We start from the raw sequence: 13946 nt of genomic DNA, 5'->3' as shown, positions 1-13946 counted from the left end.
CGATTTACTTGAATACCTCGCCCTCTGAGTGTAAACCGTGCCCATGAGCGACGAAAAGAACGATAAACCATATTTTACAGAAGACGGCACTCTTGTCATCCCCTTCTCGTGCCCAGAGCACAGTTACAAATACTGGAAAAAGGAAGGTAAAAAACTTTCTGAAGTATTGACTGAACTCGGCGTGGACAGAGAAACCTGGAGCAGGTTCACGGCAGATCCTTTTCCGGACGATGTTCCGCCCGAAAATGAAACCGAGCAGCAAGACTGAAAGGGATAGAAATTGACGTCATTCATTAACAGATACACAACACTCTGCCATTTTATTCTGGGCTCCCTTCCCCTGCTGCTGATCCTTGGGTTACTTCATTTCAACTTCGCCAGCGAAAATGAAGTTATTATCTGGTTCAAGGCCCACGCGCAGGCCAATCCGGAATTCAAATCAACAGCGAAAATCATTACAGACTGGGGTAATGCTGTTTTTTACCCGGTATACCTGTGGTTTCTCATAACCGGAATAAGGATGCGTAGAACCTCCAAATCACGTTTGCGCTTCGCACTGGTTTTTCTGGCGGTGCAGTTGACCATCAGCCTTGTGCTGGTAAGATTCATGAAGATAGCAATCGGTAAACCCCGTCCGGACGAGGGAGGGCTGTTTCATCCCTTTTCAACCAAAGGGGTCCACCATTCCATGCCTTCCGGACACACCACCGAAATTTACGGGGCATCCCTGCCTCTTGTTTTCAGATACAGGCAGTTACTGCTGACTCTTGCTCTGGGGTCTTTTGCCGCTATTGTGGCATTCAGCAGAATTTATCTGGGCTGGCACTACCCAAGCGATGTGCTCTGCGGCTGGATGATCGGTTCGGTGGCCGGTCTTGCAATTCACCTTTTCTCACAAGAGGATTGATCTCATGCACAATGAAAAAAAATCCCTTATCTGGGGTATTATGGAAGACCATCCCTGGATAACGGTACTCTTCCTTATTTTTATGCAATCCATTTTCACCATGGATTATCGCTCATTATGGTTTTCGGACGAAGTCCGCTACGCCAACGTATACCATCAGATGAAAGATGCCGGACACTGGCTGGTAATGTATCTGAACGGAGTTCCCTACCCGGACAAGCCTCCTGTATATTTCTGGTTCCTGTCCCTGATTGAGACTTTAACCCCGGCTGATGGAGTTTCAGTCTTCTTTCTGGGATCGGCCCTGTCTGCGGCTATATTTCTGCTTTCAACCGTGGCCCTTGCCAGAACTCTGGGATGCGGCAGGAAAACCACACTTGCCACCGGACTTGTTCTGCTGACCAACATCTTTTTTGTCGGCATAGCGCACTACTCAAGGATGGATCTTCTCTTTGCAAGTTTCATCCTCTGGGCCAACATCTGCCTTTACAAAGGATTTCACAGCCGGGAAACAGTTCGCTGGTTTGTTGCGGCCTTCGCTCTCATGGGGATTGCCACGCTGACCAAAGGCCCACTGGGGCTGATTTTTCCTCTGCTTACCGCTGTATGTTTTCTGGTCTGGAAAAAGCGGGTATCTCTGCTGAAAGATAAATCCCTGCTGAAAGGATTGGGCGTACTGCTGGGAATTCTGGCGGCATGGGTTGTCGGGGCTCTCATTGTTGACGGAACCTCCTTTATCCACAACATCTTTTATAAGCAGATATATCAGCGGGCAATAAGCTCATTCCATCATGAGGAACCTTTTCAGTATTATCTGATAGCCTTCCCTCTGGCATGGCTGCCGTGGACCATGGCCCTATTTGCGGTCCCGCTCAAAAAGCTGTTCACTATTCAGCACTGGTTTAATGTTTTTGCAAAACGTGAAGATGAATCCAATGACGGACGGGACTGGGCATGGCTAATGTTCATAAGCGGCTTTGTCTTGCTCTCCTGTCTGAGTATCAAGGTTCTGATCTACATACTTCCACTCTTTGCCCCGCTGGCGATGCTCACTGCTAAAGGGCTGCTGGGAGAAGATGGGCGTGAACCTGTAATCAACTCCGGAAGACTGTGGACCGCAGTGGCGGGAGTATACCTGCTGATAGCTGTCGCGGCTCCCTTTGCGGAAGTGTTTTTCCCGTTTGACTTCCAGCTCAAAGGACTTGCGTTCACGGTCCTGATTCTCGGACTGGGGGGACTCGGACTTCTTGCACTCAAAAACTCCGGCCCCAGAATGGGTCTGATGCTGATGGCTGTTACCATGGTACTCTGGCTGCAGCCTCTGGCTCTTTACACCCTTCCCTCTCTCGACCCGTTGATGAGCCCGCGCCAGACTGGTGAGATCATGAAAGAACATGTAGAGCAGGGAAGTTACCCGCTGGCCCACAAGATATACTCCGGCATCTTCTCCTACTACGCAGGCACTGACATTCACGAAACCAGCGATATCAAGGAGATTGAATCGGTTTTGAATGAAAAGGATAAAGTTATTCTGGTCATGCAGAAAAAATATTATGACCGCTGGGAGAACAAGCCGGACGGCATAACCGTAATCAATGAGCAGTTTATTTCCGACAGGCCCTACGTCCTGATCAGCAAATAACATCTGCCGATAATTTGCTTTACGGCTCCCAGGGAGTTTAATCTGCACTTAATCCGCTCCACCTTCGGTGGGGCGGATTTTTGTATTATTAAATACGTTGTTGAGGTTTTCAAAGGAATTGCGCCATGATATGCTCACAAAAATATCCCCAATCCCCCTTGAGATAGAGTTAAGGAGATTTTAATGAGCAAGTCCAAAAGCATTCTCATTATCGATGAAGATAACGCTCAGCTTGAACTTCTGCAGAAACAACTCACGCCTCTGCAAAAACGCTGGGACCTGCATTTCGCAAGCACAGCTCAGGAAGCCCGAGATCAACTGCTCATCCGTCCTTTTGACATAGTCGCGACTGAACTTCATCTGGAAGGTTTTGAGGAGGGAGAGCTGCTTAAAGAGATCAAACACCGTCAGCCCGGCGCAATCAGGTTTCTGACCTCTGCCGATGTTACCTCTGAAAATTTTCTGAAGTATATCAACTTCGCCCACCAGTTCATCACCAAGCCCTACGCTCCGTCCGAACTGCTTGGTAAAATAAAAACAAGCCTGCGGCTGAAAAATATCTTTCTGAATGAGAGAGCCGCAAAAGCCGTTGCTTCGATAGACGAACTTCCCACTCTTCCTTCCCTGTACATCAAGCTGGAAAATGAACTCAGGAAGGAAGATGTGTTCATGAGTGATATCGGCCGCATTATAGGTGAAGATGTAAGTATGACCGCAGGGATTCTAAAAATTGTGAACTCCCCGTTTTTCGGTCTTTTTTCCAAGATCACAAACCCGGAGCAGGCTGTGGCCCTGCTCGGTCTTGATGCTGTAAAGGGTATTGTGCTTGGAACATTCCTCTTCAATACAAAGGCTGCTGAGGGAATTGATTTTTCGATCGAGGAACTGGGAGAACACTGCCGCTATGTGGGACTTCTAGCCAGAGCAATTGTAAAAGCGGAAGGAGCTGATGCAGAACTGGCGGAAAGTACCTTTCTGGGAGGCTTTCTCCACGATCTTGGTAAACTGCTGCTGGCCACATCCTACAGCGCTGAATACCAGATGATTCTCAGTGTGGTCCGTGACAGCAATATTCCCATACAGGAAGCCGAAAAAGATATCCTCGGATTCACTCATGCGGAAGTTGGAGCATACCTGCTCGCTCTGTGGGGATTCAGTGAAGACGTGGTGGAGGCCATATACTGCCACCACGAATTGAACAAACTGGGCAGCAATGATCTGAGCCCGGCAGTAGCCGTCCACGTAGCGAACTCGTTTGACCATGAGCTGAGAGTTCATAACAAAGAATACGCTCCACATCTGCTTGATGCGCAGTGGCTGGAAATAAACGGCTTCTCCCCCAGTCTGGTTAAGTGGCTTGAAACCTGCGGGGAAGCGATGGAAGATGATATCGGTGTCAGTGAATAAGAAGATTCACCGCTATGCTATTTAAGTTTTTTAAGACGTACGGCAGTTCCGTAGCAGGAATAAAATTTGTCACCTTCAGGATGGAAAGAAACGGATTCACGATAGCCTAAGATAGCATCGGCGTTGGCGTCTATTGCCTGTGCTATGAGTCCGTAAAAAGCATTGTCAAAATTGTAGCTTCTACAGACAATCAGGCCGAAAGTTCCAACTACTTCACGATTGGGAACAACCTCTGTGGTTACAATTTTTACCTTTCCGCCAAGGTAGAGATTACGGGCCATGTCGAGACGCTGATCTTTTTTTGCATCTTCCACGGACCTTCCGCGCCCTTTGCGGCTGGGTGAACCGAACATCAAAGCCATATATATGAATCCTCTTTAAATTATTAATCCGATGGAAGATTTCTGCCTCATTTACGATATTATTTCAACTTAATAAACTACCGTTTTTTGATGAAAAAACTAATTTAATTTTATTCCTCAACCCTTCCATCGGAAAGGATCTTTATATCCTTTGAGAGCAGCTTCAGATTCTTCTCCACTCTTCCCAGAGCTGTGGAAGCATCCTCCGCATTATCCGATTTACAGGCCTTTTCCAGCGACAAGGCAGAATAAGCGAGATCTGAAGCGGCAAGATTGGCGGCAGAACCTTTAAGCGTATGGGCTTTGTCCCCAGCATCCTTCAGCTTGCCCGCATCGAGCATTGTCCGGATTTCATTACAGAAATCCGCATTGTAATCGTTGAAATTATTCAAAATAGTTATCAGTACCCCCAGATCACCGCCAATACGTTCAAGAGCTTCGCTCACATTAAGTGACAAATCCCCCCCTGAATACACAGCAGCGGATTCAGGCTTTGGAGAATCAGGAACACTCTTCACCGCTTTCGAAGATTTATTTTTATGAAGATGGCTGCGGATTGTACTGATCAACTGCTCTTTATCAATAGGCTTGGGGACATAATCATCCATCCCGGCAGCCAGACATTTTTCCTTGTCACCACGCATTGCATGAGCTGTCATCGCAACTATCGGAATATCAGTCAGTCCCATTTCATTACGTATAATCCCTGTGGCCTCATATCCATCCATCTCCGGCATCTGAATGTCCATCAGGACAAGGTCGTATTTAGACCTTGAAAGCATTTCAATGGCAATTTTACCGTTGAAGGCCGAGTCGATTTCAAGTCCGGTAGGCTCCAGAATCTGCTCAGCAACCTGCTGGTTGATAGGGTTGTCTTCAACCAGCAAAGCCCTGAACCCGTTAAACTCCTCTTCAACCTGCTTATAAGGCTCTGAAACATATTCGTTGTGAATCTCATGGCCAAATGTAGTCAGGATTACGTCAAATAAAGTCCCCTGCTTGACCGGTTTACTGATGAGCTTGTTAATTCCTACTCGATTTGCCTTGGCGAGAGCTTCGTCAATCTCGGTAGAAGTTATCATTATAATGGGAAGTTCCTGCTGAGAATATTTTTGCCTGATCTTTACTGAAGCTTCATCCCCTTTCATGCCCGGCAGCCGCAGGTCCATCAAAACCAGTCTGAACGCTCCGTCTCCACGCTCTTCCATGATTTCAAAGGCTTCTTCCGCGCTTGACGCTGTCACCGGAGCAAAGCCGAACTGGCGAAGATACCTTGAAAGAACACTTCTCAAGGCAAGGTTATCATCAACGACCAGCACTGAGGCACTATCAAGATCAGCAGGGAGATTGAATTCAGTTGTGGAAGTATCAGGCGCCACCTCCGGAGTAATGGTAAAAAAGAATGTGCTTCCTTCACCCTGTTTGCTCCTGACCCATATTCCTCCGCCCATGAGTTCCACAATGCGCTTTGAAATTGTCAGTCCGAGCCCAGTACCGCCATACTTTCTGGTCGTTGAGCCGTCAGCCTGCTTGAATGCCTGAAAAAGATGCGGCTGAACGTCTTCTGAAATCCCTATTCCGGTATCCTTGATGGCAAAGACAATTTCGGACTTGCCCGAGGTGATTAAATCGGCGGATACAGTAATTGTTATTTCACCGAGACTGGTAAACTTAAAAGCATTCGCAATAAGATTGATCAACACCTGCCGCAACCGGAGCGGATCACCGATAATCCTCTTGGGAACATCCGGTCTGATATCAATCACCAGTTCGGTTTTGGAAGCAACCATCTGATCGACAAAAAGATCCGCTATATCATGAATAAGCTGGTGCAGGTTGAAGTTGACTTCTTCCAAGGTAAGCTTGCCCGCCTCAATTTTGGAGAAATCCAGAATATCGTTAATCAACCGCAGCAGCACCCGTCCTGAGCTTACAATTATTTTCAGGAATTCCCTCTGCTTGGCATTTAAATCAGTGGAGAGCGTAAGGTCTGCCATTCCGATAATGGCATTCATGGGCGTGCGGATTTCATGGCTCACATTAGCCATAAACTGACTTTTAGACCTTGATGCGGCCTCGGCTTCATCCCTGGCCTGTTCGAGCTGGCGGTTAATCTGCTTTAGCTCTCGGTAACTGTTTTCAAGATTTTTATTGCTCTGATGGATTTTTTCCTGCAGTTGTCCGCTGTATTCCTTTAGTTTCTGGTCCTGTTCCTCAATCTGCTGCAACATATTATTGAAATTTTCCAGTAGGGATTTCATCTCACCCTGCGACTTGAAATTGACCCTTGCACTGTAATTCTTATCCACCGAAATCTGCTTTGCGGTCTGAGTGAGTTTAATTATGGGAGAGATAAGAACACGCCGCATGGTAACAAACAGGGTTACCATCAAAAGAACTACCAGCAGCATGGTTCTCAGCAGTGAATTCAGCAGGGACTGATAAAGCTCATCTTCAATAAACTTGGGTGACAGAAAAATTTCAACCGCGCCAATCGGCTGGTTCATAATGGAAATTTCAGCCTTACGCTTGACCAGCTTTCCTTTGGGCCAGTCCGTGAAATCGACAATATTCCAATCATTATCCCGTACTTTTCCGGCAAAAACATTCTGTCCGTTATCTTCGGTTACCAGTATAGCCCTGACCCTTTTATCATTCATTTCGGAAAGGATTATCCGGTTGATGGCGGCCTGGTCGACATTCCACAAAGGAGTAATGAGAGACTCGGAAAGACGCTCAACAAGACCGTCCGCCTTCTCATTAAGTTCCTGCAACATGTTGTTGCGGGTGGAAGTATAATCGTATGCTCCGGACACCACGAATGTTATCAGGGAAATAAATATGATCAACAAGCCGATGCGGGTCTGGACTTTGTCTATTTTAAACAATTTCAAAACCTTGTGAGGGCAATAATTTCAGGTCCCAATAGACCTAGGATGGATATAGACAACGGTTTAACATTGCAGCATATTCGTTGCAACAGAACTTTTTTATATTGAGATATCAAGACCGCTGACGAACAGATGGACAAGCTTCCCTGCACAAGTTAATAAGTGCGCAGTAAAAATATAAGGATGGTCAGTTATTAATGAAAATAGCCCTGTTGCAGCTCAACCTGACAGTAGGTGACATTGAAGGAAACATCCGTCTGATACTTGATGGAGTGAAAAAGTCAGCCGATGCGGGCGCAGAATTATGCGTCACCTCCGAGCTGGCCATAACCGGCTACCCGCCCCGGGACCTGCTGCTCAATGCGGACTTCGTTACCCGCTGCCGTGAAACCGTATCCGAGCTTTCACGAAACCTGCCCGAAGGAATCGCTCTTCTTGCGGGCGGTGTTGACCTGAATCACGAAGCCATGGGCAATCCTCTGCGTAACGCGGCATGGCTCATCAAACGGAACAGTGCCCCGGAAGTTTTCTACAAATGGCTTCTGCCCACTTACGATGTGTTCGATGAGCAGCGTTACTTTGAGCCCGCCGCAGACATAAACACCTTTGAATTCAAAGGAATCAGGTTCGGAGTTACCATCTGTGAGGATGTCTGGAATGACCGGGACGAAAATTCCCACAGACGCTACGGAAGCAATCCCATACCGGATATCATGGCGGCCGGGCCAGATGTACTGCTCAACCTCTCCGCTTCACCTTTCAATATAGGTAAACAGACCGCCCGAGAGAAACTGCTTGGAGATATAGCCTCCAAATACCGGGTTCCTGTCCTTTATGCCAATCAGGTCGGTGGAAACGATGATCTGGTTTTTGACGGAAGAAGCTGCGTTTTCACAACTGATGGAAAGCTCTCCGCAAGAGGCAAAGGCTTTGCCGAAGACGTGGTGATCGTAGAAGCTGACGGATCAGGTGGAATTATAGAAGAAGACGATTTTTGTGAAGAATCTGAAGCATGGCGGGCAATGGTCCTTGGCCTCAACAACTATCTTTCCAAGACCGGATTCTCCAAGGTTGTTCTCGGTCTGTCCGGTGGAATCGACTCCGCCCTTACAGCGGCGGTAGCCGCAGAAGCACTGGGACCGGAAAATGTAACCGGCATTCTAATGCCCTCCCCCTATTCCAGTCAGGGCAGTGTGGACGATTCACTGGCCCTTGTTAAGAATCTGGGCATCAACAGTATTACCATACCCATAAAAAACCTGATGGATGAATTTGAAAAAGCCCTTGCCCCGACCTTTGAAGGACTTCCCGCCAACGTAACCGAAGAAAATATCCAATCACGTATCCGCGGCAACCTTGTCATGGCAATATCCAACAAAATGGGCGCACTTCTGGTTACTACAGGAAACAAGAGTGAACTCGCGGTGGGATACTGCACAATTTATGGTGATATGGCCGGAGGGCTCGCGGTTATTTCAGACCTGTACAAGACCCTTGTATTCCGGGTCTGCCGCTGGCTTAACGAGCAGGGGCGCGGTGAAATAATCCCCGTACCCATCATCGAGAAACCGCCGTCCGCCGAGTTGCGCCCGGATCAGAAGGATGAAGATTCCCTGCCGCCTTACGACGTGCTTGACCGGATAATAGAACTGCGTGTCGAGAATCACCGGGCCGAAAGTGAAATCATAGCGGATACCGGGTTTGATCCCGAAACTGTGCGCTATGTGCTAAGACTTATCAAAATCTCCGAGTTTAAGCGTAAACAGGCCGCTCCGGGACTCAAAATTACTTCCCGGGCATTCGGAACAGGTTGGAGAATGCCTATCGCCTGTAGATTTACAGGGTAGTTTTTATCCCTCCGGGGGCCAAAGGGAAAACTTTTGCAAAAGCTTTCCCTTTGGAATCCCTTTCAAAACCTTTCAATAAGCTTCGCTAGTTGAGCGCATAAATCCCGAATTAGCAACTGTTGATAATTTTTAAAATCTCAAGCGTAAAAAAAATTGAAATGAAGACTGGATAGGAATGAGTTCGTTTCGCTATTTTTCCCAGCATCCGGCTGTACCTTATTCCGGCAATTTTCCGAACCGGACAAACTCACCGGGGGGGCCCAGACGGATATTATGAACGATTGTTGCCCCGCGCAGCATCAGAGTTCCAACAAACCCCGAAGCCATACATACCCACAGCGGTTCGCCGAGTTCAATAAGCCCTACGTTGATAAATGCACCAACCAGTGCGGCTACCGCATATATCTCTCCACAGAGAATCATGGGACGGACCCCGGTCAGAAGATCACGGATTACACCTCCGCCTGTAGCAGTCATGACTCCCATGAAAACCGCAATCGACCATGGGACATCCACCTGCATGGCCACGGTACTGCCGGTAACAGCAAAAGCACTCAGCCCTAGAGCGTCAAACCAGGCTGTAGCCCTGTAACGTGACTTTACGTTGAATCTCCAGAAATATGTCAGGACCGCAGCCGCAATACAAAGGTACAGCTCAAGAGGCTCACGGGTCCACCAGACCGGCCTGTCCAGCAGCAGATCACGCAGCGATCCGCCACCAAGACCGGTGATCGTCCCGATTAGTACATATCCCACAATATCTAGACGCCTTTTGCCTGCCGCAAGCGCACCACTCACAGCAAAAACAACGTCCCCGAAATACATGAAACCGAGAATTGCGTTTTGCACAATTTCGCCGCTGATCACCGCCATAGTATCTCCTTGTCCGGTAATTTTTATTTTTTTATTACCCGGACACATTTTTTCATTATCTGAAAAAAGAGAGCACTTAATTTCTCATACCGACATTGTAAAGACATATTAATCCATATTTTTGAAATATGAGGCCGTATTTCTATTATAACTAACAACCTGCAAAACACTACTGCCCTTGCCTGTCAAAGACCTTGCTGCTATGAGAATTCCTTTTCTCGAAACCCCAAAAATCTATATATACAGAGTAACATTATGACATCATCAAGAGAATCCACAGCTTACCTCACTGTAACCTGTAAGGACAGACCCGGAATTGTTGCGGCGGTTTCCGGATTCCTGTTTTCCAAAAACGCCAACATTATCCATTCCGACCAGCATTCCAGCGATCCGGTAGGTGGCCGTTTTTTTCTGAGAATGAAATTTCACCTGGACGGCATTGAAAGTACACTGGATGAATTCAAGGAAGAGTTTGCCGAAAAAGTCGGGAATAAATTTAACATGGACTGGAGCCTTAATCCGGCATGGATAAGGAAAAAGACCGCCATACTTGTTTCCAAATTCGACCACGCGTTGATGGACCTGTTATGGCGTGCCAAACGTGATGAGCTTTTCACCGAAATCACCATGGTAATCAGCAACCATCCGGACCTTAAGGAAGCGGTGGAAGCTTTCGGAGTTACCTTCCACTACGTGCCGGTTGAAAAGGGAAAAAAAGAGGAGTCCGAAGGCAGAATCCTCGAACTACTCGACGGCAATGCAGATCTGGTTATCCTTGCACGCTATATGCAGATTCTTACTCCCAAACTTATAGATGCATACCCCAACCGTATTATCAATATCCACCACTCCTTCCTGCCCGCATTTGTCGGAGCAGACCCTTACCGCAGGGCCGGAGAAAGGGGTGTTAAACTTATCGGGGCTACAGCCCACTATGTAACTGAAGAGCTGGATCAGGGCCCCATCATTGAGCAGGATGTAATCAGGGTCTCCCACCGACACGATGTTGAGGAACTGAAGATTCTCGGCCGGGACATTGAGCGTCAGGTACTTAGCCGCGCGGTGAAATGGCATCTTACCGAAAGGGTTCTTGTTGACGGTAATAAAACAGTTGTCTTTATTTAACGAAAATTATCAACAGTAATTATATGAACGGGCCGGCATGCTTATGTGCATACCGGCCCGTTTTTTCATGCTGATCAGAAATTAGAATTTACTGTCTTGATAGTAAGTTGAGAAGTCTGTTCTAAAAATAAATTTTGTCAGCAGCAAAAAAGAATCGAAGAATTTCGTGTTGAAGATAAAAATTTTATCAGGAACCGTTCTGGAGCTTTTTGGCCAGTTGTTCGTCAGACTGTTCACCAATTCCAAACCGGATTAAAAGTTCATTGAGTTTTCCACGTATATCTTTGGTCGCTTTGGCTACAGCCTGAAGACTGATAAACACAAGGAACTCAACTTTAAAATCTCCTTTCTCAAAAAGCTTAAGTATCGCAGTAGCTAGTTCCTTTTCAAGAGCCAGAAGCTGCATCTCCTTGACCAGCTCTTTCGCGGTATTGTGCTTGAAAATCAGCCAGTTTTCATTGCTGGAATCCTTCAACCAGATTCGGGCCATCCTGATTCTGGTCATCCCGATCTCAGTCAACGCTTTCACTTCCTGAGAAGATGCCCTGCGACGCTTCATAACCCTGAGCATCATCTTGTTCTCTTCGCCCTGCATTTTCTTTTTCAGTAAAGCGGCGAACTTGACCTCGGTCAGGTAGAAAAACAGCTTATCCAGCGAATCCACGCCGAACTGGCGCAGAAACATGGTCAGGAGCTTTTCATCGTTATTAGTGTATGTTTTAAGCCCGAGCAGAAATTCCCTGACGACTATATCCAGTGTCAGACTGGCTCCGATGGCACATGCACAGATCTGGTCCTGAGTAAACTGCAACTGCCTTGCAAGATCCGCTTCCTTCTCATCCGCATTGGCATCGAAAGAGGATTCACGAAGAGAGGTCATTGCTTTGTCATAGTCTTCCCGGAACTTCGCAGTAGCAGGATCAATACAGACTATACGGGCAATCCTGTCTATGTTTTCATTACTCATCCCTTCACCGCGGATGAAAGCTCCATTCTCTGTGAGGGTCCTGAAAACCATGGTGAGGATTTTCATTGAATCCTCATCCCCTCCCACCTTTTCAAATGCCGCCTGAATTCTGGTCTTATCAATCGCCGGATTATCAGCGGAAAAACGTCCGGTAACTTCGTCAAAAGGAAACCTGAGAATAAGATAGCTTTTATCTCTGGTCAGGGTATACTTTTCAGCGGAAACCATTTCCTGCAGTGAAGACTCAAGCTCACTGGTGATAAACTGCTTTATCAGCTCCTGCCAGAAATCACGGGCAAGTTCATGCTGTTCAAGCAGCCCATTATATTTTTTCAGGGCCGGTTCACCGAAATGACGCAGGGTGACTTCCTCAAAGTTGTCGGAAATTAGACAGGACGCGTAAACAACGCCCTGCACGGTCTTGATGAGCAGGGTTTCCGCATTGATTATTCTGGAACGGATATTTTCCATCATATCCTTATCCTTGCCGCCCATCAGCTTACTGTAGCGGCCAAGCATAAGAATAAATTCGCCCAGAATCTTTTTAATGAACTCATGGGCAGGAAGATCAGTTGATCTGTGGCAGAGTAGAGAAATAATGCCGCTCTGCTGTTTCTCAAGCAGGGGAAATTCATTTATACGGTTGTTATTGTATTTAATGAACTCAAGAAAAACTTCACGCTCAAGCACCTCACGGAGAGTACTGCGTTCTTTTAGTCTGCCCAGAATATTCAGATAGAATTCTATACGCTTATCTTTGTCTGGAATCTGCGCGTTTCCCTGCACCGCTTCACTCATGAATAACCATCCCTAATTGCAATTTATTTGCATGAAAATGTCTCAAATCACCAGTATTAGTCAAGCAGTTTACATTCTTCTGACGGTTGTGAGCCCAGGTTCAACAGACTACCGTCAAAACACCTTAAGCCATGGTACTATTTTTGCTATTCTTTTCCAGAGGAATAATATATTGACTCTGACAAAAAACATTTAGATAAAACATTAACAAACCAGACAAGAACTGCAAATGATCACTTGTAATAAATGTGGACAGAAAAACAACAATGCAGCCAAGACATGCTCTTCCTGTGGACATAAACTCCAGTCCGGAAGAAAAAGGGCAAATGGCGATTCAACCTCAGCCGGGGGAAAATCCGACATGTTCCATCTCAATCTGGAGAAATCCAGCATGTTTTCCAAACATGGCGAAGCATGGGTCTATGCTCTTTTTCTGCTTGGCGCAGTAATATTTTTTACTTACCACAAAATATACTGGCCCCTTTACGCCCTTACTCCTCTGGTTGCTCTTCTGGCTTGGCTTCGGAAGATTTAGAAGTCCGGTTCTGCATCTCACTCAGTTCCTCAAGTGCTTCCTGCTGATCTTCCTTAAGAAGATCCGGTATAGTCCGCTGCCAGAACTCGGCTTCCTTATCTTCCTTGAGCTCTTTTTCCGACTTGGGAAAACAGCACCGGATCTGGTGACGCTCATTACAGGAGGCCGGAAAGTAGTCGATTATTCCGCACTCATTCTCGTCAATGTAATACTTAACACTGCGCCTGAATCTTTTGTTGCGGGATAATATGTTGATTTCACCCTGGTCGATCTTGCAGTAGAAGTCTCTGTACTTGGCCCCGTAAAATCCGTTGTACACATAAACATTTCCCTGACGAACACCTATGTAACTGTATTCAGAGGGTTTCTTGCACTGGGCTCTTGCGAGTGCGTTCAGGGTAAGACACATTGCCCGCTCTTCTTCCATACTGCGGGCATGGGCCAGCGATGAAATCCCGCATATAAAAATCAATAATGCTGCAAATATTTTTTTACTCATAAGAAACCGTAATCATTGTATCAGCTTTAATATTTTCAGACCCCGCTCCAGTTCATGCTACGGTACTCCAGCCGGCCTTTTCAGGCAAGCACC

12 protein-coding genes are annotated in these 13946 nt (G+C 46.8%); 7 read left to right on the top strand and 5 right to left on the bottom strand.

The window, feature by feature from the left end:
- Positions 1 to 43: 43 nt before the first annotated feature.
- The 4 genes from ACZ5PW_RS08210 to ACZ5PW_RS08195 all read left to right on the top strand — a co-directional run bounded on the left by ACZ5PW_RS08210 (position 44) and on the right by ACZ5PW_RS08195 (position 3956).
- The gene (locus tag ACZ5PW_RS08210; RefSeq protein ID WP_464559742.1) at positions 44 to 268 is read left to right on the top strand and encodes a hypothetical protein; all 225 of its coding nucleotides are present in this window, start codon (positions 44 to 46) and stop codon (positions 266 to 268) included.
- A gap of 12 nt (positions 269 to 280) precedes the next feature.
- A complete protein-coding gene (locus ACZ5PW_RS08205) occupies positions 281 to 907 on the top strand; it encodes a phosphatase PAP2 family protein (RefSeq protein ID WP_464559740.1) in 627 nt (208 codons plus the stop codon).
- A 4-nt stretch (positions 908 to 911) separates the two neighbouring features.
- Positions 912 to 2549, top strand: coding sequence for an ArnT family glycosyltransferase (locus ACZ5PW_RS08200; protein WP_464559738.1), 1638 nt, complete (start codon positions 912 to 914; stop codon positions 2547 to 2549).
- Between the two features lie 183 nt (positions 2550 to 2732).
- Positions 2733 to 3956: an HDOD domain-containing protein gene (locus ACZ5PW_RS08195; RefSeq protein WP_464559736.1), complete on the top strand. Its 1224-nt coding sequence runs from the start codon at positions 2733 to 2735 to the stop codon at positions 3954 to 3956.
- 17 nt (positions 3957 to 3973) lie between these two features.
- Here the strand turns inward: ACZ5PW_RS08195 and ACZ5PW_RS08190 are convergent, their stop codons facing one another.
- Positions 3974 to 4318: a hypothetical protein gene (locus ACZ5PW_RS08190; protein ID WP_464559734.1), complete on the bottom strand. Its 345-nt coding sequence runs from the start codon at positions 4316 to 4318 to the stop codon at positions 3974 to 3976.
- Positions 4319 to 4428: 110 nt separating this feature from the next.
- Positions 4429 to 7206, bottom strand: coding sequence for a response regulator (locus ACZ5PW_RS08185; protein WP_464559732.1), 2778 nt, complete (start codon positions 7204 to 7206; stop codon positions 4429 to 4431).
- Positions 7207 to 7406: 200 nt separating this feature from the next.
- Here ACZ5PW_RS08185 and ACZ5PW_RS08180 point away from each other — a divergent pair, with 200 nt between their 5' ends.
- On the top strand, positions 7407 to 9056 hold the full coding sequence (locus tag ACZ5PW_RS08180; RefSeq protein ID WP_464559730.1) for an NAD+ synthase: 1650 nt from the start codon (positions 7407 to 7409) through the stop codon (positions 9054 to 9056).
- A 216-nt stretch (positions 9057 to 9272) separates the two neighbouring features.
- On the opposite strand, the gene ACZ5PW_RS08175 is transcribed toward ACZ5PW_RS08180, so the two are convergent.
- Positions 9273 to 9929, bottom strand: coding sequence for a trimeric intracellular cation channel family protein (locus ACZ5PW_RS08175; RefSeq protein ID WP_464559728.1), 657 nt, complete (start codon positions 9927 to 9929; stop codon positions 9273 to 9275).
- 255 nt (positions 9930 to 10184) lie between these two features.
- On the opposite strand from ACZ5PW_RS08175, the gene purU reads away from it, so the two are divergent.
- Complete coding sequence (gene purU, locus ACZ5PW_RS08170; protein WP_464559726.1) at positions 10185 to 11054, top strand: formyltetrahydrofolate deformylase; 870 nt, start codon at positions 10185 to 10187, stop codon at positions 11052 to 11054.
- 187 nt (positions 11055 to 11241) lie between these two features.
- On the opposite strand, the gene ACZ5PW_RS08165 is transcribed toward purU, so the two are convergent.
- Positions 11242 to 12819, bottom strand: coding sequence for a hypothetical protein (locus ACZ5PW_RS08165; RefSeq protein WP_464559724.1), 1578 nt, complete (start codon positions 12817 to 12819; stop codon positions 11242 to 11244).
- Between the two features lie 229 nt (positions 12820 to 13048).
- Here ACZ5PW_RS08165 and ACZ5PW_RS08160 point away from each other — a divergent pair, with 229 nt between their 5' ends.
- Positions 13049 to 13354, top strand: a complete 306-nt coding sequence (locus tag ACZ5PW_RS08160; RefSeq protein WP_464559722.1) for a hypothetical protein — start codon at positions 13049 to 13051, stop codon at positions 13352 to 13354.
- Here ACZ5PW_RS08160 and ACZ5PW_RS08155 read toward each other — a convergent pair.
- Positions 13311 to 13853, bottom strand: a complete 543-nt coding sequence (locus tag ACZ5PW_RS08155; protein WP_464559720.1) for a hypothetical protein — start codon at positions 13851 to 13853, stop codon at positions 13311 to 13313. The genes ACZ5PW_RS08160 and ACZ5PW_RS08155 overlap by 44 nt on opposite strands.
- Between the last annotated feature and the right edge of the window lie 93 nt (positions 13854 to 13946).

This window comes from Maridesulfovibrio salinus, assembly GCF_055394525.1.
The sequence above is the reverse complement of the archived record's forward strand: the minus strand, read 5'-3'. Positions and strand labels throughout refer to the sequence as shown.

Bases quoted from the DNA above. Each gene is read 5' to 3' on its own strand.
- ACZ5PW_RS08210 (WP_464559742.1), top strand. From the start codon at position 44: ATGAGCGACGAAAAGAACGATAAACCATATTTTACAGAAGACGGCACT.
- ACZ5PW_RS08200 (WP_464559738.1), top strand. From the start codon at position 912: ATGCACAATGAAAAAAAATCCCTTATCTGGGGTATTATGGAAGACCAT.
- ACZ5PW_RS08195 (WP_464559736.1), top strand. From the start codon at position 2,733: ATGAGCAAGTCCAAAAGCATTCTCATTATCGATGAAGATAACGCTCAG.
- ACZ5PW_RS08190 (WP_464559734.1), bottom strand. From the start codon at position 4,318: ATGGCTTTGATGTTCGGTTCACCCAGCCGCAAAGGGCGCGGAAGGTCC.
- ACZ5PW_RS08180 (WP_464559730.1), top strand. From the start codon at position 7,407: ATGAAAATAGCCCTGTTGCAGCTCAACCTGACAGTAGGTGACATTGAA.
- ACZ5PW_RS08175 (WP_464559728.1), bottom strand. From the start codon at position 9,929: ATGGCGGTGATCAGCGGCGAAATTGTGCAAAACGCAATTCTCGGTTTC.
- purU (WP_464559726.1), top strand. From the start codon at position 10,185: ATGACATCATCAAGAGAATCCACAGCTTACCTCACTGTAACCTGTAAG.
- ACZ5PW_RS08165 (WP_464559724.1), bottom strand. From the start codon at position 12,819: ATGAGTGAAGCGGTGCAGGGAAACGCGCAGATTCCAGACAAAGATAAG.
- ACZ5PW_RS08160 (WP_464559722.1), top strand. From the start codon at position 13,049: ATGATCACTTGTAATAAATGTGGACAGAAAAACAACAATGCAGCCAAG.
- ACZ5PW_RS08155 (WP_464559720.1), bottom strand. From the start codon at position 13,853: ATGAGTAAAAAAATATTTGCAGCATTATTGATTTTTATATGCGGGATT.